This is a genomic window from Mycobacterium venezuelense (assembly GCF_054919535.1).
The window spans coordinates 262,569-285,562 of sequence record NZ_JBONDW010000008.1 but is presented as its reverse complement, the minus strand read 5'-3'; the positions used below and the strand labels follow the sequence as shown (position 1 = coordinate 285,562).

The following is a 22,994-nucleotide window of genomic DNA, read 5'->3' as shown; positions in this document are numbered from 1 at the left end:
GCACCCTAACACTGTTAGAGTTTTCTCTAACAGTGTTAGAGGAAGGTTGGAAATGGCGGATGTGATCGTGGTCGGAGCGGGGCCGACGGGATTGATGCTGGCCGGTGAGCTGGCGCGTGGCGGCGTGTCGGTCGAGCTCGTCGACCGAGCTCACGAGCGGCCTGGCACGTCGCGCGCAGCCGGCGTCAACGCACGCACCATGGAGGTTTTCGACCAGCGCGGCATGCTGGACGCGTTCGAAGCCCTCGGCACACCGATGGATGCCGGCCACTTCTCCGGGATACGGCTCGACATGTCGGCGTTGCCGACCCGGCGGGGCTACACGCTGGCCATCATGCAGACCCAGACCGAAAGCGTGCTGGAGCAGTTCGCGGCCGAGCTCGGCGTCGCCGTGCAGTGGGGCGTTGAGGTGACCGGGCTGGAGCAGGACGCAGCGGGCGCCGTCGTCACCACCACCGGGCCGCACGGCCCGCATACGCGACGCGCGGACTACGTCGTCGGATGTGACGGCAGCCGCAGCGCGGTGCGAGGCTTGACTGCAATCCCGTTCGAGGGCACCGATGCACAGTTCGTCACGCTGCTCGGCGACGTCGAGGTCAGTGACCCACCGACCGGGCGGACCTTCCTGGAGCGCACGGCGGCAGGCGTGTTCACGTTCCTGCCATTCGGCCAGTTGTCGGGCGAAACCTGGCAGCGCGTCATGGTGACCGAATACGAACCGTCCGAACCGAATTCGGAGCTCACCCTCGACCATCTGCGCGCAGCACTGAACGCGGTGGCGGGCAAGGATTTCGGGATCCACTCGCCGGTATGGTTGTCACGGTTCGCCGACGTGTCGCGCCAAGCCAGAAACTACCGCTCCGGACGCGTGTTCCTCGCCGGCGACGCCGCGCACATCCATCCACCGCTTGGCGGGCAGGGCATGAATCTCGGTATCCAGGACGCGGCAAACCTCGGATGGAAGCTGGCCGCGGTCATTCGGGGCGAGGCAAGCCCGGAACTGCTCGACACCTACCACCATGAGCGTCATCCGGTGGCGCAGCGCGTCCTGGAGAACACCAGAGCGCAATCCGCGCTGCTGGCCGGTGGCGCCAATGTGACCGCGATGCGCGAGACGTTCCGCGGGCTACTCGATATCGACGCGGTCAACGAGCGCATCGGCGCCGAGATCTCAGGCCTGGATGTCAGTTATGGGTCCGCCGTCGACCACGTGCTGGTCGGGCGGCGAATCCCGGACTGCGACATCAGAATCGGCGGCGCGCTGAGCCGACTCTACGAGCTGCTGCACGAAGCGCGGCCAGTCCTCATCGACTTCGGTGCGGGGCTCGGCCGCGACGCGGTCGAGGCCGAGCCCATCGGCGCGAGTTGGCGCGTGCCGCTCTTCGGTCGCGTGTCGATCCCGCCCGCGGTGCTGGTGCGGCCCGACGGGCACGTCGCCTGGGTGTCGGTGGACGGGACGGACAGGGGATTGGACCGGGCGGCAGAACGGATCGGGGCAACTCATGTCGCAACGGGCTGCCGTTCGGCGATGACCTCGTCGACGAGTACGCCGATCTCGGCCACACCGTCTCGCTGAGCGAACGCCGCTTCGAGCCCACGCGCACGGTCCCGATAGCGGTTGTCGGCGAGAACGTCGCGAACCGCGCGCCGGATGACATCGGGCGACGGGGTGCCGGTGCGCAGATTGATGCCCGCACCCGTCCAGGCCACGCGCGCGGCGACCTCGGGCTTGTCTTCGGTGTTGCCGGCCACCACCAGCGGGACCCCGGTCGACAATGCGCGCTGGACCGCGCCGTAGCCGCCGTTGGTCACCATCACGTCGACCTTCGGCAACAACACGTCGTGTGGGATGTATTCAGCGACAAAGGTGTTGGATGGTACCGCCACTTTGAGCAGGTCCACGTCACGGCCACCGGTGGTGGCGACCACCGTGACGTCGTCGTAGCGCAGTGCTTCGATCGTCGGTTCGAGGAGCCGGCTGAGGTCGGCATTGTCGATGGTGCCTTGCGTGACATGTACGACCGGTCGGCCGGCATCGAGCTGTCCCCACCAGGCGGGCGGCTGGAAGGCATGGCTGGGGGCCGGATGCACGGCACCGACGTAGCACACGTTGGCCGGTAGATCGCTACGCGGGTAGTCGAATTCGCGGACCGTCGGCGCGATGAGGCGGTCCGCGAGAAGCGCGGCGTCGAACACGAAGGTCGGCAAGGCGCGGGAGTTCATCCGGTGAAGCTGCTCTTTCACCGCGTTCTGCGCCGGGCGCAGCAGAACCCGCTGGGTCAGGAGATTGAGGCTACGGTTACGCAGGCGTCCGAGCCGGGTCGACGACGGCGGCAGCCCCAATCCGCTCGGTGCGGTGTCGCGGCTGCTCACCATCAAAGGCGTCGTCGTATAGGCCAGGATCGCAGGCAGGTTGCTCCGGTCGCCGAGCAGGAACGGCATGATCCCGAAGAAGCCGTAGTCGGCGATCACCGCGTCGTAGTGGTTGCGCGCCAACAGGTCTGTCAACGCGGCGGCCTGGTGTGCCATGGGCGCAACGAAGAAATGGATGATGTCGAAGTTGACGCGTTTGATGCCCGAGGTCTGTGCCCTGCCGGGATTGTCCGCGTCGAGTCTCGTGTCGTCCAGGTCGGCCTCGGCGGGCAGCGCCGACGGGGTGGCTCCGGTGGCCCGGATCGCGGGCGCATGCTTGGCCGATGTCAGCACGGTCACCCGGTCACCTCGATCAACCAGTCCGTGCGCCACTGTCAGTAGCGGTCCGATATGTCCGAGTGGTGACAGTGCGGCGATGAGAATGTCCGCCATCGTGGGCTCCCTTTTGCGGTGATCTGTGCAGTCCGACGAGATCCGATCGTCGGTGATCACCGGGTGGGCGAGCTTGGAGGTTTCGTGGAGAACGGGTGGAGATTGCAGGTAGAGGGTGGTTTTTCGCGTCAGCCCTCGTGCGGCCTGCCCCTCAATGCTTCACGCGGTCGGGGCGCGTGTAGACGTTCATCGACTCGCCACGCAGGAATGCCACGAGCGTCAGGCCGGACTGGCTGGCCAGATCCACGGCAAGAGACGACGGGGCCGAGACGGCCGCGAGCACCGGGATGCCCGCCATGACCGCCTTCTGCGTGAGCTCGAACGAGGCGCGGCCGCTGACCAACAGCACGGTGTCGGTCAGCGGTATCCGGTTTTGTTCGAGCGCCCAGCCGATCACCTTGTCCACCGCGTTGTGCCTGCCGATGTCTTCCCGGACGACGAGCATGGTGCCGTCGACGGTGAACAGTGCCGCGCCGTGGAGGCCGCCGGTGCTGGCGAAAACCTTTTGCGCATCGCGCAATTGGTGGGGCATGGCCGACAGGGTCTCGGCCGATACGGTGGAGGGATCGTCACCCGGGCAGTGTCGGCTGCTGAGGCGGACCGCTTCCAGCGAGGCTTTCCCGCACACGCCGCAGGACGAGGTGGTGTAGAAATTGCGGGTCACATCAACATCGGGCTTGGGGACGCTGGGTGCCAGCGTCACGTCGAGCACGTTGTAGGTGTTCTGCGAGACACCGGATTCCTCGGTGGCGCCCCGGCAGTACCGCACGGTCAGGAGGTCGTCGCGCTGCCGGATGATGCCCTCGGTGAGCAGAAAGCCCTGTGCCAACTCGACATCGGATCCGGGTGTGCGCATGGTCACGGTGATGGGCGTGCCGTTGATGCGGATCTCCAGCGGCTCCTCGACGACGAGGGTCTCCGGGCGAGCCACGGCGTGGTCTGCCGTGACGTGATGGGCGCGACGGCGCGCGGTCACCCGGCCCACTACGGTGTACTTCCCTCGCGGCGTTCGAGCCTGATGACGACCGCCTTGGACACCGGGGTGTTCGACTTCCTCGCGGTATGGTCCAGCGGCACAAGGGGATTGGTCTCGGGGTAGTAAGCCGCGGCGTTGCCTGCCGGGGTGGAGTAGGGGACAACCAGGAAGTCCTTGGCCCGGCGCTCCTGCCCGTCGAACTCCGATATCAGATCCACCCGGTCATCCGGCCGCAACCCGAGCCGGTCGATGTCGGATGGGTTGACGAACACCACCCGGCGACCGCCCTTCACACCGCGGTAACGGTCGTCGAGACCGTAGATCGTGGTGTTGTACTGATCGTGGCTGCGCAGGGTCTGCAGCACCAGCCGGCCGTCGGGCACTGCGACCCATTCCAGTGGGTTGACCGCGAAATTGGCCTTGCCCGTGGTGGTGGGGAATTCGCGGGAGTCCCGCGGTGGGTGCGGCAGCTGGAACCCGTCGGGCTGGCGCACCCGCGTGTTGTAGTCCGTGCAGCCGGGCACCACGGCGGCGATCGCGTCGCGAATGGTGTCGTAGTCGGTGGCGAAGGTCTCCCATGGCACCGGATGATCCGGGCCGAGGAGGGTGCGCGCGAGTTGGCAGACGATCGCGACCTCGCTGCGCAATTGGTCGCTGGGCGGATGCAGGCTGCCGCGGGACAGATGCACCATCGACATCGAGTCCTCGACCGACACCTGTTGCTTGCGTCCGTCGATGATGTCGCGGTCGGTGCGGCCCAGTGTCGGCAGGATCAGCGCGGTCCTGCCGTGCACGAGATGACTTCGATTGAGTTTCGTCGAAATCTGCACTGTCAGACTGCAACTGCGCAACGCAGCCTCAGTCACCTCGGTGTCGGGCGTCGCCGAGACGAAGTTGCCGCCCATGCCGATGAACACCTTCGCGCGGCCGTCGCGCATCGCGCGGATGGCGTCGACGGTGTCGTAACCGTGCTTTCGTGGGCTGGCGATGCCGAATCGGCTGTCGAGGGCCGCGAGGAACGCCTCGGGCATCTTCTCCCAGATGCCCATCGTGCGGTCGCCCTGCACATTGGAGTGGCCGCGCACCGGACACACGCCCGCACCCGGCTTGCCGATCATGCCGCGCATCAACAACAGGTTGGTGGCCTCGCCGATCGTGGCGACCGCGTGGGTGTGCTGCGTCAGTCCCATGGCCCAGCACACCACCGTGCGTTGCGATGCGATGAGCATGTCGGCGACCCGCCGCATCTGCGCCCGGTCGACTCCGGTGGCCTCGGTGACGACGTCCAGGTCAACCATTCGGGTCTGAGCGGCGTAATCCTCGAAACCCGCGCAGTGTGCAGCGACGAAGTCGTGGTCGACGACGGTGCCGGGGGCCTTGTCCTCGGCTTCGAGCAACATGCGGCCGAGCCCGGCGAACAACGCCATGTCGCCGCCGATGCGGATCTGCACGAACTCGTCGGCGATCGGCACGCCGTGCCCGACGACGCCGTTGACCTTCTGCGGGTCCTTGAACCGGATCAGCCCGGCCTCGGGCAACGGATTGACCGCGATGATCTTGGCGCCGTTGGCTTTCGCCTTTTCCAGGATCGACAGCATGCGCGGATGGTTGGTTCCCGGATTCTGCCCCGCGATCAGGATCACGTCGGCCAGCGTGAGGTCCTCGACCGTGACCGAACCCTTGCCGATACCGATCGATTCGCTCAGCGCGGTGCCCGAGGACTCGTGGCACATGTTCGAACAGTCCGGCAGGTTGTTGGTGCCGTAGCTACGGACCAACAACTGATAGAGAAACGCGGCTTCATTGCTCGTGCGCCCGGAGGTGTAGAAGAGCGCCTCATCCGGTGAGCCGAGCGCGTTGAGCTCGTCGGCGATCAGCCGGTAGGCCGCATCCCAGGAGATCGGCCGGTAGTGGTCGTCGCCCGGCGCGAGCACCATCGGATGCGTCAGCCTGCCCTGCTGCGACAGCCAGTACTCGGGTTTGGCGTCGAGTTCGGCGATCGTATGGCGGGCGAAGAACTCCGGTGTCACGACGCGTTTGGTGGCCTCCTCGGCCACGGCCTTGGCGCCGTTCTCGCAGAATTCGGCGAGTTTGCGGCCACCGTGTTCCTCGGGCCACGCGCAGCCCGGGCAGTCGAAGCCATGGCGCTGGTTGAGCCGGGTCAGTGCGGCCGCCGTCCGCAACGGCCCCATCTGCTCGAGCGCACGTTCCATCGACACCATGACGGCCTTGACACCGGCCGCCTCATCCTTGGCGCCGGTGGTGATGACGTCGTGGTCGTCATAGTCGGCTTGGTAGTCGGTGCCGCGGCTCATATTCCAAACTTAGCCGTCGCGAACCGAGGGCCGCATTCATTGGCGGGCGGTGGGGATTGGTATTTCACATGCAGTGATAGATGCTTTCTATTGAGCGACGAGAGCGTAGGTGACGGATGGCCAACGATGTGCTGCTACAACACCTCGACTACTTGCTCGCGCTCGCGACCGAGCGGCACTTCGGGCGGGCTGCTGCGCGTTGTCACGTGAGCCAGCCGACGCTGTCGGTCGCCATCCGCCGATTGGAGCGCGAGCTCGGCATCGTCATCGTTCAGCGCGGACACCGCTTCGAGGGATTCACCGAGGAAGGCCGGCGAGTGGTCGCGTGGGCGCAGCGGATCGTGGCCGAACGCGACGACATGCTGGCCGATATCGACCGCATGCGGGGGCGGTTGACGGTGACCGCCCGACTGGGCGCGATTCCGACGGCCGTGCCTGCCAGCCCGTTCGTCACCGCGGATTTTCTTCTCCGCAACCCGGCGGCGTCAGTGCGCATCGAGGCGTTGTCGTCGCGGGAAATCGCAAGGCGGCTGGCGGATTTCGAGATCGATGGCGGGCTGACGTATCTCGATGACGAAGCACCTCCCGGCACAAAGCTGGTGGAGATGTACCGGGAGCAATACGTTCTGGTGGCTCCGGCGGATCATCCGCTGATGGGCGAGTCGGAGATCGCGTGGTCGGATGCGGCGACCCTGGAGCTGTGCGTGCTGACGCCGACCATGCGCAATCGCCGCATCCTCGATGCCAACATGGCCGCCGAAGGCGTGGTCTATCGGCCTGCGGTAGAGGCGGATTCGGTCGACGCCCTCTACGCACACGTGGCGCATTCGCAACGGGCGACCATCGCTTCCACCGCGTGGCTTCCGCAGCTGGGTGTCCCGGAGGGCTTCGCCGCGCGGCCGATGGTCCAGCACGGCCCACGCCCGGCGATCGGACTTGTGGTGCTCGACCGCGCACCGGCGTCCATCGTGGCTGCCGCTCTGGTCGAGGTGGCCGCCGGCATCGATCTCGGCGCCCGCATCGACGGCATGTGGGCGCAGATGAGTGACTCGGCAGGTTAGTGACGGTGCACGATGGCACGTTCGGCCATGCCGGTGTCACACCGTGCCACAATCATCGTTCAGGACGGTGTCGGCGCCGCGCGTCGCCGATACCCGCAGCTACCGGGAGAGGTGCTCGGTGAAATACGGAAACGGTTGGCGGCCTGCCCCGGTGGACTGGTCATCGACGCGTGGCCGCATCCTCCTGGCAGCCTCGGCCCTGTTCGCTCAACGCGGGTACTTCGGCACCTCGACGCGCGATATCGCCGAGGCGGTGCAGATTCGACAGCCGTCGCTGTTCCACCATTTCGACGCCAAGCAGACGATCTTCCGGACACTGATCGAGCTCGACCTCGGTCCATCGATCGACCGGCTCCAGCAACGCATCGCTGAGGATTCGACGTGGGCGGAGAAGCTGCATCTGACCGCGGCGCTCGACGTGCAGGACGCGCTTTCGCAGCCCTTCGACTCCCGGGGCCTGTACCAGGACGCCGTTCTGGCGCAGGACGGTTTCGCCGATGAGCGCGACGGCATCGAGCTTTTCCACACGCTGGTCGAGAGCCTGATCATCGGAGGTCAGCGCAGCGGGGAGTTCGTCGACGTCGATCCCAGCTTCTTCCAACGTGCCCTCAACGGCGTGCTCTTCGAGACCATCAGAGAACAAGGCGGGCCCGACGGGCCGGTGCGCCGGGGCCGCCCGCTCGACGCGGCGGATTTCCTGCTGCGCGCAGTGCTGATCGATCCCGCCGGCTTGTCCGGCGTGCGGGAGACCACGAAGCGACGGCTCGCCGACATGACGGCGCCGTCACGCGTGGCGCGCTGACGGCCCGCGCTCACGGCGTAATCGCCGGGCGGCCCACCAGTCGGATCGGATTTTTCTCGGCCGACACATGAATTAACCCATTCGGCATACAAGACGCCTATCGTTCGATAGCCTGCTGCCTATCGGTCGATAGGCACCCCGTTCGCAGTTCCGGCCGCCCCCAGGAGGAACCCATGAGGAAGATCACCATCGCCCTTGCTGCTGCCTGCATCTCCGTGCTTGCGGGCTGTTCGTCGTCGGACTCGGCCGCGCCTTCCGAGTCCGCGGGCCCGCCCGAGGTCGCGCCGCCCGCGATCCTGCAGGCAGGCACGCTCAAAGTGTGCGCGCCCAATGACGGGACACCGCCCGGGGTGTATCACGACGAGGCCGGGAACTTGGTGGGCAGCGAGGTGGATCTCGCCAATGCGCTCGCCGGTCAGCTCGGGCTGAAGGCCGAGTTCGTCCAGTCCGGCTTTGCCGCTGTCATCCCGACGCTTCAGGGCAAGCAGTGCGATGTAATCATGGCGCAGCTCTACATCAAGCCGGAGCGCGAGAAGGTCGTCGATTTCGTTCCTTATCTGTACTCCGGCACCGGAATTGCCGTCGCCGAAGACCACGCGTCCGACATCACGGGCATGAACGACAGCCTCTGCGGCAAGAAGGTCATGGTCGCCGTCGGCACGACCGCCGAAGCGCTTTCGCAGGAGCAGTCCGACAAATGCACGGCGGCAGGCAAAGAGCCCGTCGACATCAGCAGGAACAACAACGCGGCGGTGTCACTGCAGCAGGTTCAGAACGGCCAGGTGGACGCGTTCCTGGACACCGCGGAAACTCTCGGTTACTACGAGACCAAGACCGGAGCCAAGATCCAGATGGCCGGTGAACCATTCGGCACCATCAAGATCGGTGCCGCGACACTCAAGGGCAACACCGCGCTCCACGACGCGATCCAACAGGCGCTGACCGAGCTGCAGGGCAGCGGCGCCTATGACGAGATCATCGCGCAGTGGGGCCAGGCCGACCTGAGCATCCAGAAGTAACCGGCAGGCAGCACAGTGAATTTCGATTGGGATTTCTTCTGGAAGAGCCTGCTCACGCCGAGCGAGCCGTTCCTCGACGGCCTGGTTCTCACCATCGTCATCTCAGTGGTCGCCATGATCCTGGCAACCGTGTTGGGGCTCGTCATAGCCCTCATGCGGCGCTCGCATGTCGCCGCGTTGCGGTGGTTCGCCGGCTTCTACATCTGGGTCATCCGCGGCACGCCCTTGCTGGTCCAACTGGTGGTGATCTACACCGGCCTCGCCGCCGTGGGTCTCTACGAGTTCCATGACGTCAGCTTCGTCGGCATCTCGGTCAAAGCCGCCGTCCAAGCCGCCATCATCGGGCTGATGATCCACGAGAGCGCCTACATCGCCGAAATCGTTCGCGCCGGATTGGATTCGGTGCCCAAGGGGCAGTTCGAGGCGGCAGCGTCGCTGGGTATGCGCCCCAGCAAGGTTATGCGCTGGATCATCGTCCCGCAATCGCTGCGGGTCATGGTGCCGCCGCTCGGCAACACGTTCAACGGCTTGATGAAGACAACGTCGGTGCTGAGCGTGATCGGTGTCAGTGAGCTGTTTCTCGTCACTCAGTCGATCAGCTCGGCGACATTCTTCACCTTCGAGATCTTCATGGTCGCGGCGATCTACTACCTGGCCTTGACGACGATCTGGACGTTCATCCAGGCCGCCATCGAGAACCGGCTTGCCCGCCAGCTGGGGATCGACCAGCCGGTGCGAATCACACAGCGACTACGCGGCGGCCGAAAAGGCAGCAATACAGCGACTTTACAGCCGCAGGCGTGAGACAGGAATGAGTACTCAGATGAGTTCGACGGTCGAACAGCCCATCGTCCAGGTACGCGGCGCGTGCTGCACTCTTGGCGGCAGGCGAGTCCTCGACAACGTGTCGCTCGACGTGATGCGCGGCCAGGTCGTGGTTCTGATCGGCCCATCCGGTGCCGGAAAGACCACCCTGCTGCGGTCCCTGAATCACCTGGAGGAGTTGGACAGCGGCGAGGTTCTCATCGCCGGTGTGCCGATCGGCCACCGCGACCTGACCAACCGCAAGAAGGTCAGCACGGCCGAGCTCGCCCGACGTCGGCGCGAAATAGGCTTTGTGTTCCAGCATTTCAACCTCTTCCCGCACATGACGGCGGCCGAGAATGTCTGGAACGCGCCCGTGCGTGTGCTTGGCACCCCCAAGGAAAAGGCGCTGCAGGATGCGTTGGAGCTGCTCGACCGTGTCGGTCTGGCCCACAAAGCGGATGCGCGCCCGAGCCAGTTGTCCGGCGGCCAGCAGCAGCGCGTGGCGATCGCCCGCGCACTGGCGATGCGCCCGAAGGTGATGCTGTTCGACGAGCCGACGAGTGCGCTGGATGTGGAGATGGTCGGCGAAGTGCTCGCCGTGATGCGCGAACTGGCTAAAGAACACATGACCATGGTGTTGGTGACCCACGAGATGCGCTTCGCGCGCGACGTGGCCGACCGGATCGTGGTCATGGACAACGGCCGAATCATCGAAGACGCATCTCCAGAGATGGTCTTCACCAATCCGAGCAGTGACCGAACGAGAGCTTTCCTGTCGACGTTTCACTGACGAGTCCAGCAGCAGGCGCAACGGCGCCGAACCGAGGTCCTCACGACGTCCGGCAGCTGCCGGCCCACCGGCTGTCGCTGTGCGTCAGCCATGAAGGAGAAGTCCACCGTGCCGTCATCAACCAATCCGATGTCGTTCACCGGCGCACTGGCCACGCCGCACGCGCTGGCCACCGACGCCGGGATGCGGGCAATAGCGCAGGGCGGCAACGCGATCGATGCAGCGATCACGGCGGCCGCCGTACTCACCGTGGTATACCCGCACAACGTTGCGCTTGGCGGAGATCTGATCGCGCTCGTTCGCACGCCCGACGGTGTGGTGCGTTGCGTCAACGCCTCTGGTTGGTCCGGTGCGGCGGCGGACGCCGCGGCAATGCGTGCGGAACATGGCACCTGGCTGCCCGCGCGCGGCGCCGATGCCGTGACGGTTCCCGGCGCGGTACGCGGCTGGCAGGCTTTGCGCAAGCTCGGAAGCCAACTCTCCTGGGAGCGCACCCTGGCGCCCGCTCAGCACTGCGCCGAACACGGCGTTGCGGCCGCGCCGTCGTTGACAGCGCACATCAATCACCCGGAGAACGCCGATCTGTTCGGCACCGAGGATTTCGACCGCGTGTTCCGGCCTGCAGGCAGGCCGTTGGGCACGGGTGAGAACTTCCGGCAACCGGCGCTCGCTGAGACGTTGGCACAGTTGAGCGGGTCCGGCCCGGATGGGTTCTATACGGGTGCCCTCGGCGAGCGGATGGTGCGCTATCTGCGTAGCCGCGGGTCATCGCTGACCGGTGAGGATTTCGCGGATTTCGAACCGGACATCACCGATCCGATCTCGATGAGCTTTCGTGGACTCACCGTGCTGACGAGCCCGCCGAATTCACACGGGTTCATCCTGCTGCGCGCGCTGCATGCAATCGACAAACTCGGCGTGACCGATCCGCTCGGGGCGGGACTGGGCACACTGATGCAGATTTTCCGGCGGGGGAACCAACTCCGCGCGACGGATCTGGCCGATCCACGTTGTGTCGACGTCGATGCCGAACAACTCATGACCATCGGTCCCGACGTGGTGAACACCGAGGTCGAGGCGGAACCCGACCGGGCGCTCGTGCCCTACGGCGACACCGTCGGGATCGCCGCGGCCGACAGCGACGGGTATGCCGTCTCCTTGATACAGAGCGTGTATCACGCGTTCGGCTCCGGACTGATCGACCCGGATACCGGTGTGCTGTTCCACAACCGGGGGACGAGCTTCTCCCTCGATCCGGCGTCCCCCAACGTCCTCGCGCCTCGCAAACGTCCGGTGCACACGCTGATGCCCGCGATGACGACACACGAGGGCAAGGTACGCCACGTTCTGGCGACGATGGGTGGCCAGGGCCAACCGCAGATTCTCGCGCAACTGTTGCTGAGGACGCTGGCCGGCGAGACCGTCGAGTCGGCAGTCGCCGCGCCGCGAGCGATCGTCGGGTTGCAGCACGACGGGACCACGCGCGACACCGTGAGCTGGGAGGCGGACCTGTCCGGGTCGGCGCGAGACGCATTGAGCCGCAGCGGGTTGCCGGGAGTCGAAATGGCATCGCATTCGGAGAGTCTGGGCCAGGCCAATCTGATCGCCATCGGTGCCGAAGGCGCGATGACCGCGGCCTCGGACCCACGGTCGGACGGGGCAGCCGTCGTCGCGAACTATCCCCGGCACCGCTGGGAACAGACGCGGAGATAGCGCAGAGCGCGGTCGGGAAAGGAGTCGGTCATCGTCCTCAAAAGTGTTTCGCGTCAGCGTCATCTGCGGCTGTGGTTGATGATGACGTTGACGGTCGTCACCGGAGCGCTCGATGCTGTCGGCTATCTCGGCCTTGACCGCATCTTCACCGGAAACATGACCGGCAACATCGTGATCCTGGGCATGGGCGTTGCGGCAGAAGACGATCTCCCCGTCGTCGGCCCGCTGCTCGCGCTCTGTGCGTACGTCGTCGGCGCGGCGCTCGCGGGCCGCACCCTTCGTCACTATTCCGGTGTGTGGCCGCCGGCTGTCACCAAGATTCTCCTCGGCAGCGCCGTGATCCTGACTGCGGTCGGTGTCGCGATGGCGGTCGGCAATATCTCGGGCGCGAGCTTTGCCGGCATCGTGTGTGCCGGAACCATCGCGCTGTTGATGGGCGCTCAGGCCGCGACCGCGCGGGTACTCGCGGTCACCGACATGACGACTGTGGTTGTCACTTCGACGATTACGGCGTACGCGAGCGAAACGCTGTTCATGCCCGGATGGGCGTGGCTGACGCATCGACGGCTCTGGGCGATCGTGGCGATTTTCGGCGGCGCGCTCGCGGGCGCCCTGATGATGAAGATTCACATCAGTATCCCCGTGTTCGCCGCGGCCGCAGCCACGGCTGCCGTCGCAGTGATCGGACACCGCGGTTGGCTGCCGGACTGACACCGGCCGTCGCGAGCGTGCGGAAAATGCTGCCCGAGGCTCGGCGTGTCAGCAGCAGACCCGCACGCTCGCGCAGCTGAGTCAGGCGCCGGGGATGGTGGCGCGGTCCACGATCGACACCTCGACGCGGTCACCGGTGTTGAGCGACTGGACCCCGGCGGCGCACACCGCCGCCGCGGCATAGCCATCCCATGCGGTCGGGCCGTCGGTGTAGTTCCCGGTCGTCGCACCGGCCTTGACCGCATCGACCCAGCGCTGGAACTCGATGTCGTAGGCCAAACCGAAGCGTTCGCGGAACCCAGGGGTGATCTGCCCGCCCCAGGTGCCGGGGGCGCCCTTGCGGATCAAGCCGACATCCAGGCCGATGAAGGCTGAGCCCTTTTCGCCGACGAGTTCGGTGCGGACCTCGTAGCCGACGCCGGTGGTGACGAAAAGTTCGACATCCACGTGTTTACCCGACTCGGTTCGCAGGATCGCGATCTGGGGATCCTGAATGCCAACGGGCGCACCTGGATTGGCCGCCGGGCGCAGAATCTGGATAGACGTGATCTCCTCGTCGAACAGGAACCGCGTGACGTCGACCTCGTGGACCAGTGAATCCTTGACGATCATCGAGCTGTCGAAGCTCGGCGGCACGGCCGGATTGCGGTGTACACAGTGCAGCACGAGTGCCCTGCCGAATTCTCCTGCGTCGAGCAGCGCTTTGAGCTGCATGTACTCGGGGTCGAAGCGGCGCATGAAACCGACCTGGATGAGCCGGGTGCCCAGTTCGGCCTCCCGGCGCACCACTTCGAGTGAGGACTCGACGTCAGTGGTCAACGGCTTCTCGCACAACACCGGCTTGCGGTGTTCGAGGCAGGCGAGCAGTTGCTTGTCATGGGTCGGCCCCGGCGTGGCCAGGACGACGGCGTCGACATCGGCATCGGCGATCGCGTCGAGCGGGTCACCGATCACCCGGCAGCCCGGGATGCCGGCAGCTATCTGCTCGGCCTTCTCGGTGATGAAGTCGTTGACGACCGTCACGCAGGCACCCGAGATCCGTTCGCACAAGCGCGATACGTGATCAGCGCCCATGATGCCGACGCCGAGCACGGCGACACGTAGATCAGACATGGTTCTCCTCCCCGCCTCAGACGCCGAACTTCACCGACGGGACACCGCACGAACCGAGGTAGGCGCGGGTGCGCTTGGCGATGGGTAGTGGGGCGTCGACCTCGCATGGGTACATGTCCTGCTCGACGATCGCGAAGACGTCGATGCCGAGCTTCTCGACCGCGGCGAGCAACGGTGGCATGTCCGGGATTCCGCGCGGCGGTTCGGTCATCGCACCGAGTTTGACGGCTTCGCCGAACGGTAGGTCCTCGGCCTCGACCTTGGCCCGCACCTCGGGATCGACCTGCTTGAGGTGCAGATATCCGATCCGCTCCGGTGCCCGCTCGATGATGGCGATGTTGTCACCACCGCAGTAGCTGATGTGTCCGGTGTCCAGGCAGAGGTTGACGAACTGGCCGTCGGTGCCGTCGAGGAACCGATAGACGTTCTCCTCGGTGTCCACGTGACTGTCAGCATGCGGATGGTATTGCGCACGCACACCGTACTGCTCGAACATCGCCTTACCCAGGTCGTTCATGCCCTGGGTCTTCTTCTTCCACTGCTCGGGCGTGAGGTTGCGGTCCTCCAGTACTGCGCCGGTCGCGGGATCGCGCCACATCTCGGGAATCACGACGACGTGCTTACCGCCAACGGCGGCAGTCAATTTCGCGACATCCTCGATCTGCTTCCACACAGCCGACCACGAATCGTCCTGATGAAGATGCTCGAACACCGTTCCGGCGGAAAGCTTCAGGTTGCGTGCCGCGAGCTCGTCCGAAAGCCGCTCGGGGTCGGTGGGCAGGTAGCCGTAGGGGCCCAACTCGATCCATTCATAGCCCGACGCCGACACCTCGTCGAGGAAGCGGGTGTAGGGCGTCTGCTGGGGGTCGTCGGGGAACCACACGCCCCACGAGTCGGGGGCGGATCCTACGAGAATTGTGCTCATCGTTCTCTCTTCAGCGATCGGATGGATTGATCAGGGGGCGTTGGACTTTCTTCCACTCGGCGTAGCGCTGATAGGCGTCCTTGGTGGAATCCAGCGTCGAGACCTCACTGACCGGGACGTCCCACCACGAGTGGCTGTCCGGGGCAAAGACGAGGGGATCGGTTTCGACGTAGATGACCGTGGTGTGGTCGTTGGCCTTCGCGGCCTTGACCGCATCCGCGAATTCGGCCGCCGTGCCGGCCTTGATGACGTCAGCGCCCAGACTCGCGGCATTGGCGGCGAGATCCACCGGGAGCTTGGCGCCGTCGAGGCGGCCATCGGTGCCGCGGTACCGGTAGGCGGTGCCGAACCGTTGCGAGCCCACCGATTCCGAGAGCCCACCGATCGACGCGAATCCGTGGTTCTGCACCAAGACGGGAATGACTTTGACGCCCTCCTGGACGGCAGTCACGAGCTCGGTGGCCATCATGAGGTAGGAGCCGTCGCCGACCATGATGAAGACGTCACGATCCGGGGCGGCCATCCGTACGCCGATGCCACCGGCGATCTCGTAGCCCATGCACGAGTAACCGTATTCGACGTGATAGCCCTTGCGATCTCGCGTTCGCCACAGCTTGTGCAGATCGCCGGGCATCGATCCGGCCGCGCACACCACGACATCCGTCGGTTCGGACAACGTGTTCACCAGGCCGATCACCTGGTTCTGATTGAGGGCCACGCCGTCTTCGGTGGCATATGCCGCCGACACGGTGTCGTCCCATTCCTTGGCGAGGGTGGCTGTGCGCGTGCGGTATTCATCGCTTACGGCGTGCCCGTTCAGGGCGGCGCTCAGCGCGTCGAGTGCCTCGCGCGCGTCCGCTACGACGCTGATGCCGCCCTGCTTGACCGAGTCGAGTGAGGCCACGTTGACGTTGACGAATCGGACGTCCGGATTGTTGAACGCGGTACGCGAGGCTGATGTGAAATCGCTGTAGCGGGTGCCGATCCCGATGACGACGTCGGCCTCGGCCGCGAGCGCGTTGGCGGCCGTGGTGCCGGTCGACCCGATCGCGCCCACCGATTGTGGATGATCGAACCGCAGCGAGCCCTTACCGGCCTGGCTTTCCCCGACGGGAATTCCGGTCTGCCGGCAGAACGCGTCGAGGGCGTCGGTGGCGCCGGAGTAGATGACGCCACCGCCTGCCACGATCAGCGGTTTGGTGGCCGAGCGGATGGTATCGGCCGCTTTGGCGATCACCGCGCGTTCCGGCAGTGGACGCGCCACGTGCCAGGTGCGTTCGGCGAACAGCGATTCCGGCCAGTCGTGCGCCTCGGCCTGCACGTCCTGCGGGATAGCCACCGTTGCCGCACCGGTTTCGACGGGATCGGTGAGCACGCGCATGGCGCCCAGCAGCGCGGCCGGAAGCTGCTCGGGGCGCCAGACCCGATCGAAGTAGCGCGACAACGGCTTGAAGGCGTCGTTGACCGTGACGTCGCCGGACGACGGCAGTTCCAGCTCCTGCAACACGGGCGCACTCACGCGGGTGGCGAAGGTGTCGGCGGGCAGCAGCAGCACCGGCAGGCGGTTGATCGTCGCCAGCGCCGCGCCGGTCAGCATATTGGTGGACCCGGGCCCGACGCTTGCGGTCACCGCCCAGGCCTGCAGGCGATCCTTCTGCCGGGCATAGGCGACGGCGCTGTGCACCATGGCCTGCTCGTTGCGGCCCAGCACATACTTCAGCCCAGGCTCGCGACCGGTCTCGTGTGCCTCGACCTCATCCTGCAACAGGGCTTGGCCCAGCCCAGCCACATTGCCGTGCCCGAAGATCCCGAAGCAGCCCGCGAAGAATTTGGACCGCTCGCCGTCACGCTCGACATATTGGCTCGCGAGAAACCGAACGGTGGCCTGCGCCACGGTCAGTCGCACGGTGGGTTCGGTGTCGACGAATTTCTCGGTCGACTTCGGTGCGGTGGAAACCATCCGGTCAGGCTCCTTTCCGGGGCTGGTGCAGGGGGAGACGCGGATCGATGTCCTGCCCGTCCCAGGTGCCGCGCAGCCAGGTGTGTTCGGGATCGTCGACGATCTTCCAGGCCCGTTCGGCGCCCGGTCCTGCCATCACGTTCAGGTAGTACATGTGGTAGCCGGGCGCGGCGACCGACGGACCGTGGTATCCGTGCGGCACGAGTACCACATCTCCGGTGCGGACCTCTTCGAGCACCTCTATCGGCCGGTCGGGGGTGCCGTACACCCGGTGATACCCGAAACCTCTTGACCCGTCGGGACCTTCGGCGATCTCGAAGTAGTAAATCTCTTCGAGCGCGGTCTGGGTCGGGGTGTTCTCGTCGTGTTTGTGCGCTGGATAGCTCGACCAGTTGCCACCTGGCGTGATGACCTCGCAGGCTATCAGCGAATCGGCTTCGAACGTGTCGGCGGTGCCGAAGTTGTGCACCTGGCGGCTGCAATTGCCGGCGCCACGCAGTTCGAGCGGTACGTCGGCAGCGGCGACCCGCCGGTTGGGGAAGGACCGCTTGGCGCGCGCCCCGCAGATCGCGAAGCGCCCGGCGCCCGTCAGGACGTACTCCTGCTCGATGCCGATATACACCATGTCGGCCGGACCGTCGAAAACCGATGCCCGTTGGGATAGTTCGAAGGTTTCGTCACCGCAGTCGACCGTGCCCCCACCCGTCAGCGGCAGGATCATCACTTCGGTTCCGCCGGTATGGAACTCGATCGTCTGCGAGTCGTCGAGTTCGACGACCCGTAGTGACGACTCGGTCCAGCCGGCGCTCTCGGGCGTGACGTCGACGGTGAACGGTAGCTCGGCGCTACGCGCCGGGATGTAGAGCTTCGAGTGCATCGGTCACCTCACCAACTTGACGGCGGTCGAAACGGCCGAGCTCACGTCGTCGTCGGCCGGGTACAACAACGTGCGTCCCACGATCAGGCCCCGTACCGAAGGCAGCGCGAGCGCCTTCTCCCAGCTGGCGAAAGCCTCGTCCGGATCGGTTGGGTCGCCGCCCAAAAGGAGCGTCGGCAGGGTCGTCGCATCCATCACGCGGTCCATCTCTTCGACGACCGGCAGCTTCATCCAGGTGTAGGCCGAGGTCGAGCCGAGCCCCTGGCTGATGTGGATGGACTTGATCACGGCATCGGCGGTCAGGTCGTTGCGCACCTTGCCGTTCACGCGGCTCGACAGGAACGGCTCAAGCATCGCGATCAATCCGTGGGCGGCGAGCTCGTCGACGGCCTGTGCGCACGCCGCGAGCGTCGCCACCGTGCTCGGATCCTCAAGGTCGATGCGGCACAGCATCTTTCCGCCGTTCATACGGGCGGTGGCAGTCGAGGCGGCCGTGGCGCCGGTCATCCGGTCGTCCAGCTCGAACACCGATCCGGCCAGTCCACCGCGATTGAACGACGAGATCACCACCTTGTCCTCGAGGGCGCCCAACAGCAGCAGGTCGTCGAGGATGTCGGCGGTCGCCAGCACGCCGTCCACGCCCGGGTCCGCGAGTGCGGTGCACAACCGGTCGAGCAGGTCGGTGCGGCTGTTCATCGCCGTCGGCCGGGAACCGACCGCGAGTGCACCGCGAGCCGGATGGTCGGCCGCGACGATCATGAGCCTGCCGTCACCACGCATGGTCGGCCGCGTGGTTCGCTGCTGCCAGGCCCGCGCGACTGCGTCGGGATCACCCGCGCGCACAGCGGTGATCTCGGCGGGGTTGGTGCAGACGGCGTTAGACATTGACGGCCTCCACGGCGGTTTGTTCGGCGAGACCGGCCACCTCCGTGGCGGTCGGCATCGCGGTCGAGCATTCGAGACGCGAGGCGACGATCGCCCCTGCGGCGTTGGCGTAGCGCAGCGTCTTCTCGAGCGGCCAGTTGTGGAGCAGGCCGTGAATGAGGCTGCCGCCGAAGGCATCTCCAGCCCCAAGGCCGTTGACGACGTCGACCTCGTTGGGCGGAACGGTGACCGAGCTGTGCCGGGTCTTACCCAGCACGCCGCGTGGGCCCTGCTTGACGATCGCAAGCTCGACGCCGAGATCGAGCAGAGCCTCGGCGGCCCGGTGCGGGTTGGTCTCGCCGACGGCGATCTCGCATTCCTCGCGGTTGCCGACGGCCACCGTCACGTGTTGCAACGCGCGCTGCACCTGTTCGGTGGCCGCGGCGGGGGTCTCCCAGAACATCGGCCGGTAATCGAGATCGAGCACCGTAAGCGGCGCCCGCTCGCGGAGCTCCCACGCCGCGAAATGTGCACTGCGGCTGGGCTCTTCGGAGAGTCCGGTGACCGTCGACCAGTACAACCGTGCGGTTCGCACGGCCTCGGCGTCGATTTCGTCCGGCCTGATCTGCAGGTCGGGGGCCGACGGCTTGCGGTAGAAGTACAGCGGGAAGTTGTCGGGAGGAAAGATCTCGCAGAACGTCACCGGCGTGGGGTACTCGGAGTGCGTGGTGACGAACAGGTTGTCGACGCCGAGGGCGGCGAGTTCGTTTCGGACGTACCGGCCGAACGGATCGTCACCGACACCCGAGATCAGCGCGCTGTGATTACCCAACCGCGCCGCGGCGACCGCGACGTTCGCCGCGCTGCCGCCCAGGAACTTGCCGAACGATTCGACGTGTTCGAGCCCAACCCCGACCTGCAGTGGGTATACGTCGACGCCGCAGCGCCCGATGGCGAGAACGTCGAATGCCGGACTGGCGGTATCGGTCACGATTGACTCCCGAGTGCGGTGTGCGTATGTGGCTGGGCAGTTGCAGAGCGGCGACGAACGTGCCTGGCGTCGATGTCGAGAGTGCTCCCCGTCACCGGTCGCTGTCAAGACTTTGTTCGGACATTCTTACTTGCGGTCATTTGCATGTACCCTATGTCACTACTCCACGCAAATCCGGCGCGGAGCATCCGAGGATCGGAGCGAGAGTGACCCCGACGCTGTCTGTCGAACTCGACCGTTCGAGTCCGGTGCCGCTGTACTTCCAGGTTGCCCAGGTCTTCGAAAAAGCCATCCTCGATGGACAACTCAAGCCGGGGGACCGGTTCGAGAATGAGCTCGCGTTGGCCAGCCGACTCAACTTGTCGCGCCCGACCACCCGGCGTGCCATCCAGGAACTCGTCGACAAAGGACTGCTGGTTCGCAAGCGCGGGGTGGGCACGCAGGTGGTGCAGACGCCGGTGCACCGGCCCGTTGAGCTGACGAGCTTGTACGACGATCTGGCGCGCGGCGGTCAGGAGCCGGCCACGAAGGTGCTGGAGTACACCGTCGGTCCGGCCACCGACGACATTGCCGAGCGGCTCAATCTGGCACCCGGCGCCGAGGTCGCCAAAATGCGCCGGTTGCGGACGTCGAACGGTCAGCCTCTTGCGCTCATGACCAACTATCTGCCGGCTTCTCTGGCGCCCGACGAGGACGAGTTGGAGCGGGCCGGGCTGTATCAGTCGCTGCGCACGCGCGGTGTGCACATCCGGCTGGCCCGCCAGCGGATCGGCGCCAAGGCTGCCGACCGGGATGAGGCGCGGCTGCTCGACGAGAAGCCAAAGGCCCCGCTGCTGGTGATGGAGCGGACCGCATTCGACGATTCTGGCCGCATCGTGGAATACGGCAGCCACGCCTACCGTGCCTCGCGGTACTACTTCGATACCACCCTCGTCGATCGGTAGAAATCTCAAAAAGGTTATCCTGCAATGCCTTTTCCGCGGCGGGGCCCGGGCGTGTCGGCCGGGTACCGGTGCGGTGTCCCGCCTGCCCACGATTTGATATGCAGTCCTAATGTCCGAACAAAGTCTTGACTTTCCGATGTGAGCGGTATTACATCAGGGACGAGGCCGTGCCGCTTGTCACTGCTCTCCAGGCGTACAAGCACCGGTGACGTCGAGGCAAGGAGAAACAATGAGATTGAGTCGGCTCGTGGCGGTCGCCGGGGCGAGTGTGCTCCTGTTGGGCGCCAGCGCGTGCTCGAGCACCGGGGGCAAGCCGGAAAGCACCGGCGGCGGCACTGGTGCGGGTACGGCCGACACCCCGCGGATGACCATCGCGATGATCACCCACGAGGTACCGGGCGACTCGTTCTGGGACCTGGTCCGCAAGGGCGCGGAATCCGCGGCCAAGAAGGACAACATCGAGCTGCGTTACTCAAGCGATCCCGAGGCACCCAACCAGGCCAACCATGTGCAGACCGCGGTGGACAGCGGTGTCGACGGCATCGCGGTGACACTGGCCAAGCCCGACGCCATGAAGGCGGCCGTGCAGAACGCCGCGGCCAAGGGCATCCCCGTTGTCGCGTTCAACGCCGGGCTGGATGCCTGGCAGGGGATGGGCGTCAAAGAGTACTTCGGTCAGGACGGCTACATCGCCGGTCAGGAAGCGGGCAAGCGGCTGGCCGCCGAAGGCGCCAAGAAGGTCGTCTGCGTCATCCAGGAGCAGGGCCACGTCGACCTCGAAGCCCGGTGCGCGGGCGTGAAGAACACGTTCCCCGCCACCGAGGTCCTCAACGTCAACGGCAAGGACATGCCGTCCGTCGAGTCGACGATCACCGCCAAGCTGCAGCAGGATCCCGCGATCGACACCATCTTGACGCTCGGTGCGCCGTTCGCGCTGACTGCCGTCCAGTCGGCGAAGAACGCCGGTAGTTCGGCCAAGGTCGCGACCTTCGACACCAACGCCGCACTCGTGGACGCGATCAAGAACGGCGATGTCCAGTGGGCCGTCGATCAGCAGCCGTTCCTGCAGGGCTACCTGGCCGTGGACTCGCTGTGGCTCTACCTCACCAACGGCAACATCATCGGTGGCAACCAGCCGACGCTGACCGGGCCGTCGTTCATCGACAAGTCGAACATCGATGCGGTGGCCGAGTATGCCAAGAACGGGACGCGCTGATGAGCGCTTGCGCGAGCGCTCGCGCGAAGAAGAAAGAGCATCCATGAGTACGCAGGCAGATCTCGATCTCGAGAGTCACAAGGTCGTTCACGACGAACGCGTCAAAGAGCAGAACAAGCTGCAGCGCTTGATCATTCGCCCGGAGATGGGCGCTGCGGTCGGTGCCGTCGGCATCTTCATCTTCTTCCTGATCGTCGCGCCGCCGTTCCGCTCGCCCGAGTCGCTGGCGACCGTGCTGTATGCGAGTTCGACCATCGGCATCATGGCGGTCGGTGTGGGGCTGCTGATGATCGGTGGCGAGTTCGACCTGTCGGCAGGCGTCGCGGTCACCACCAGTTCGCTGGCCGCCTCGATGCTCGCCTACAACCTGCACCTCAACCTGTGGGTGGGCGCGGCGCTGGCGCTCATCGTGTCGCTGGCGGTGGGGTTCTTCAACGGCTACCTCGTGATGAAAACCAAGATTCCGTCGTTCCTGATCACGTTGAGCACGTTCTTCATGCTCGCCGGAATCAATCTGGCGGTCACCAAACTGCTTTCGGGTCAGGTGGCCACCCCGAGCGTGTCGGACATGCAGGGGTTCGAGTTGGGCCGGACCGTGTTCGCGTCGTCGATCTCGATCGGGCCGGTCGAGGTTCGGATCACGGTGTTGTGGTGGATCCTGTTCGCGCTCATCGCGACCTATGTGTTGTTCAAGACCCGGGTCGGCAACTGGATCTTCGCGGTCGGCGGCAACCAGGACAGTGCTCGGGCGGTCGGTGTGCCGGTGACCAAGGTCAAGATCGGCCTGTTCATGGTGGTCGGGTTCTGCGCCTGGTTCGTCGGCATGCATCTGCTGTTCTCGTTCAACACGATTCAGTCCGGACAGGGCGTCGGCAACGAGTTCTTCTACATCATCGCCGCGGTCATCGGTGGCTGCCTGCTCACGGGTGGGTACGGCACCGCGATCGGCACCCTGATCGGTGCGCTGATCTTCGGTATGACCAACCAGGGCATCGTGTACGCCGGATGGAACCCGGACTGGTTCAAGTTCTTCCTCGGCGCGATGTTGCTGTTCGCGGTGATCGCCAACAACGTCGTCCGCAATTACGCAGCGAAGAGGTAAGTG

Annotated in this window: 20 protein-coding genes; 11 read left to right on the top strand and 9 right to left on the bottom strand. The window is 65.6% G+C overall.

Annotation, left to right across the window (positions count from 1 at the left end):
* The first annotated feature begins 52 nt into the window (after positions 1-52).
* The gene (locus ACRCUN_RS15950; protein WP_462142592.1) at positions 53-1,576 is read left to right on the top strand and encodes an FAD-dependent monooxygenase; all 1,524 of its coding nucleotides are present in this window, start codon (positions 53-55) and stop codon (positions 1,574-1,576) included.
* On the opposite strand, the gene ACRCUN_RS15945 is transcribed toward ACRCUN_RS15950, so the two are convergent.
* From ACRCUN_RS15945 to ACRCUN_RS15935, 3 genes are all read right to left on the bottom strand, one after another.
* The gene (locus tag ACRCUN_RS15945; RefSeq protein WP_462142591.1) at positions 1,501-2,805 is read right to left on the bottom strand and encodes a nucleotide disphospho-sugar-binding domain-containing protein; all 1,305 of its coding nucleotides are present in this window, start codon (positions 2,803-2,805) and stop codon (positions 1,501-1,503) included. The genes ACRCUN_RS15950 and ACRCUN_RS15945 overlap by 76 nt on opposite strands.
* A 151-nt stretch (positions 2,806-2,956) precedes the next feature.
* Positions 2,957-3,790, bottom strand: a complete 834-nt coding sequence (gene fdhD, locus ACRCUN_RS15940) for a formate dehydrogenase accessory sulfurtransferase FdhD (RefSeq protein WP_462142590.1) — start codon at positions 3,788-3,790, stop codon at positions 2,957-2,959.
* Positions 3,790-6,096 (bottom strand): FdhF/YdeP family oxidoreductase, encoded by a 2,307-nt coding sequence (locus ACRCUN_RS15935; protein ID WP_462142589.1) that lies wholly within the window; start codon positions 6,094-6,096, stop codon positions 3,790-3,792. Before ACRCUN_RS15935 ends, fdhD begins: the two co-directional genes overlap by 1 nt.
* Positions 6,097-6,212: 116 nt before the next feature.
* Here ACRCUN_RS15935 and ACRCUN_RS15930 point away from each other — a divergent pair, with 116 nt between their 5' ends.
* The 7 genes from ACRCUN_RS15930 (at position 6,213) to ACRCUN_RS15900 (ending at position 12,999) form a co-directional block, all read left to right on the top strand.
* The gene (locus ACRCUN_RS15930; RefSeq protein WP_462142588.1) at positions 6,213-7,157 is read left to right on the top strand and encodes a LysR family transcriptional regulator; all 945 of its coding nucleotides are present in this window, start codon (positions 6,213-6,215) and stop codon (positions 7,155-7,157) included.
* A 67-nt stretch (positions 7,158-7,224) separates the two neighbouring features.
* Positions 7,225-7,959 (top strand): TetR/AcrR family transcriptional regulator, encoded by a 735-nt coding sequence (locus ACRCUN_RS15925; RefSeq protein ID WP_462142587.1) that lies wholly within the window; start codon positions 7,225-7,227, stop codon positions 7,957-7,959.
* Between the two features lie 173 nt (positions 7,960-8,132).
* Positions 8,133-8,978, top strand: coding sequence for an ABC transporter substrate-binding protein (locus ACRCUN_RS15920; protein ID WP_462142586.1), 846 nt, complete (start codon positions 8,133-8,135; stop codon positions 8,976-8,978).
* Between the two features lie 15 nt (positions 8,979-8,993).
* Complete coding sequence (locus ACRCUN_RS15915; RefSeq protein ID WP_462142585.1) at positions 8,994-9,782, top strand: amino acid ABC transporter permease; 789 nt, start codon at positions 8,994-8,996, stop codon at positions 9,780-9,782.
* 19 nt (positions 9,783-9,801) lie between these two features.
* Entirely contained in the window at positions 9,802-10,575 is a 774-nt protein-coding gene (locus tag ACRCUN_RS15910; RefSeq protein ID WP_462142584.1) for an amino acid ABC transporter ATP-binding protein, read from the top strand.
* Positions 10,576-10,683: 108 nt separating this feature from the next.
* Entirely contained in the window at positions 10,684-12,288 is a 1,605-nt protein-coding gene (locus tag ACRCUN_RS15905; RefSeq protein ID WP_462142583.1) for a gamma-glutamyltransferase family protein, read from the top strand.
* 81 nt (positions 12,289-12,369) lie between these two features.
* The gene (locus ACRCUN_RS15900; protein ID WP_462142582.1) at positions 12,370-12,999 is read left to right on the top strand and encodes a YoaK family protein; all 630 of its coding nucleotides are present in this window, start codon (positions 12,370-12,372) and stop codon (positions 12,997-12,999) included.
* Positions 13,000-13,080: 81 nt separating this feature from the next.
* Here ACRCUN_RS15900 and ACRCUN_RS15895 read toward each other — a convergent pair whose 3' ends face one another.
* Genes ACRCUN_RS15895 through iolC form a run of 6 tightly spaced genes read right to left on the bottom strand, consistent with a single transcriptional unit; the run spans position 13,081 to position 19,729 of the window.
* The gene (locus tag ACRCUN_RS15895) at positions 13,081-14,112 is read right to left on the bottom strand and encodes a Gfo/Idh/MocA family protein (protein ID WP_462142581.1); all 1,032 of its coding nucleotides are present in this window, start codon (positions 14,110-14,112) and stop codon (positions 13,081-13,083) included.
* Positions 14,113-14,128: 16 nt separating this feature from the next.
* Entirely contained in the window at positions 14,129-15,037 is a 909-nt protein-coding gene (locus tag ACRCUN_RS15890) for a sugar phosphate isomerase/epimerase family protein (protein WP_462142580.1), read from the bottom strand.
* Positions 15,038-15,047: 10 nt separating this feature from the next.
* The gene (gene iolD, locus ACRCUN_RS15885; RefSeq protein ID WP_462142579.1) at positions 15,048-16,997 is read right to left on the bottom strand and encodes a 3D-(3,5/4)-trihydroxycyclohexane-1,2-dione acylhydrolase (decyclizing); all 1,950 of its coding nucleotides are present in this window, start codon (positions 16,995-16,997) and stop codon (positions 15,048-15,050) included.
* Positions 16,998-17,001: 4 nt separating this feature from the next.
* Complete coding sequence (gene iolB / locus ACRCUN_RS15880) at positions 17,002-17,874, bottom strand: 5-deoxy-glucuronate isomerase (protein ID WP_462142578.1); 873 nt, start codon at positions 17,872-17,874, stop codon at positions 17,002-17,004.
* A gap of 3 nt (positions 17,875-17,877) precedes the next feature.
* Positions 17,878-18,759 carry a Cgl0159 family (beta/alpha)8-fold protein gene (locus ACRCUN_RS15875; protein WP_462142577.1) on the bottom strand — a complete coding sequence of 294 codons (882 nt, stop codon included), beginning with the start codon at positions 18,757-18,759 and terminating at the stop codon, positions 17,878-17,880.
* On the bottom strand, positions 18,752-19,729 hold the full coding sequence (gene iolC / locus ACRCUN_RS15870) for a 5-dehydro-2-deoxygluconokinase (RefSeq protein ID WP_462142576.1): 978 nt from the start codon (positions 19,727-19,729) through the stop codon (positions 18,752-18,754). Before iolC ends, ACRCUN_RS15875 begins: the two co-directional genes overlap by 8 nt.
* A 206-nt stretch (positions 19,730-19,935) precedes the next feature.
* Here iolC and ACRCUN_RS15865 point away from each other — a divergent pair, with 206 nt between their 5' ends.
* From ACRCUN_RS15865 to ACRCUN_RS15855, 3 genes are all read left to right on the top strand, one after another.
* Entirely contained in the window at positions 19,936-20,673 is a 738-nt protein-coding gene (locus ACRCUN_RS15865) for a GntR family transcriptional regulator (RefSeq protein ID WP_462142575.1), read from the top strand.
* Positions 20,674-20,902: 229 nt separating this feature from the next.
* Positions 20,903-21,889 (top strand): substrate-binding domain-containing protein, encoded by a 987-nt coding sequence (locus tag ACRCUN_RS15860; protein WP_462142574.1) that lies wholly within the window; start codon positions 20,903-20,905, stop codon positions 21,887-21,889.
* A gap of 43 nt (positions 21,890-21,932) precedes the next feature.
* A complete protein-coding gene (locus tag ACRCUN_RS15855; RefSeq protein WP_462142573.1) occupies positions 21,933-22,991 on the top strand; it encodes an ABC transporter permease in 1,059 nt (352 codons plus the stop codon).
* Positions 22,992-22,994: the final 3 nt, after the last annotated feature.

Coding starts and splice junctions, on each gene's coding strand:
- ACRCUN_RS15860 (WP_462142574.1), top strand. CDS start 20,903: ATGAGATTGAGTCGGCTCGTGGCGGTCGCCGGGGCGAGTGTGCTCCTG.
- ACRCUN_RS15935 (WP_462142589.1), bottom strand. CDS start 6,096: ATGAGCCGCGGCACCGACTACCAAGCCGACTATGACGACCACGACGTC.
- ACRCUN_RS15920 (WP_462142586.1), top strand. CDS start 8,133: ATGAGGAAGATCACCATCGCCCTTGCTGCTGCCTGCATCTCCGTGCTT.
- ACRCUN_RS15855 (WP_462142573.1), top strand. CDS start 21,933: ATGAGTACGCAGGCAGATCTCGATCTCGAGAGTCACAAGGTCGTTCAC.
- iolD (WP_462142579.1), bottom strand. CDS start 16,997: ATGGTTTCCACCGCACCGAAGTCGACCGAGAAATTCGTCGACACCGAA.
- ACRCUN_RS15950 (WP_462142592.1), top strand. CDS start 53: ATGGCGGATGTGATCGTGGTCGGAGCGGGGCCGACGGGATTGATGCTG.
- ACRCUN_RS15875 (WP_462142577.1), bottom strand. CDS start 18,759: ATGTCTAACGCCGTCTGCACCAACCCCGCCGAGATCACCGCTGTGCGC.
- ACRCUN_RS15910 (WP_462142584.1), top strand. CDS start 9,802: ATGAGTTCGACGGTCGAACAGCCCATCGTCCAGGTACGCGGCGCGTGC.
- ACRCUN_RS15895 (WP_462142581.1), bottom strand. CDS start 14,112: ATGTCTGATCTACGTGTCGCCGTGCTCGGCGTCGGCATCATGGGCGCT.
- iolB (WP_462142578.1), bottom strand. CDS start 17,874: ATGCACTCGAAGCTCTACATCCCGGCGCGTAGCGCCGAGCTACCGTTC.
- ACRCUN_RS15930 (WP_462142588.1), top strand. CDS start 6,213: ATGGCCAACGATGTGCTGCTACAACACCTCGACTACTTGCTCGCGCTC.
- ACRCUN_RS15900 (WP_462142582.1), top strand. CDS start 12,370: ATGACGTTGACGGTCGTCACCGGAGCGCTCGATGCTGTCGGCTATCTC.
- ACRCUN_RS15890 (WP_462142580.1), bottom strand. CDS start 15,037: ATGAGCACAATTCTCGTAGGATCCGCCCCCGACTCGTGGGGCGTGTGG.
- ACRCUN_RS15945 (WP_462142591.1), bottom strand. CDS start 2,805: ATGGCGGACATTCTCATCGCCGCACTGTCACCACTCGGACATATCGGA.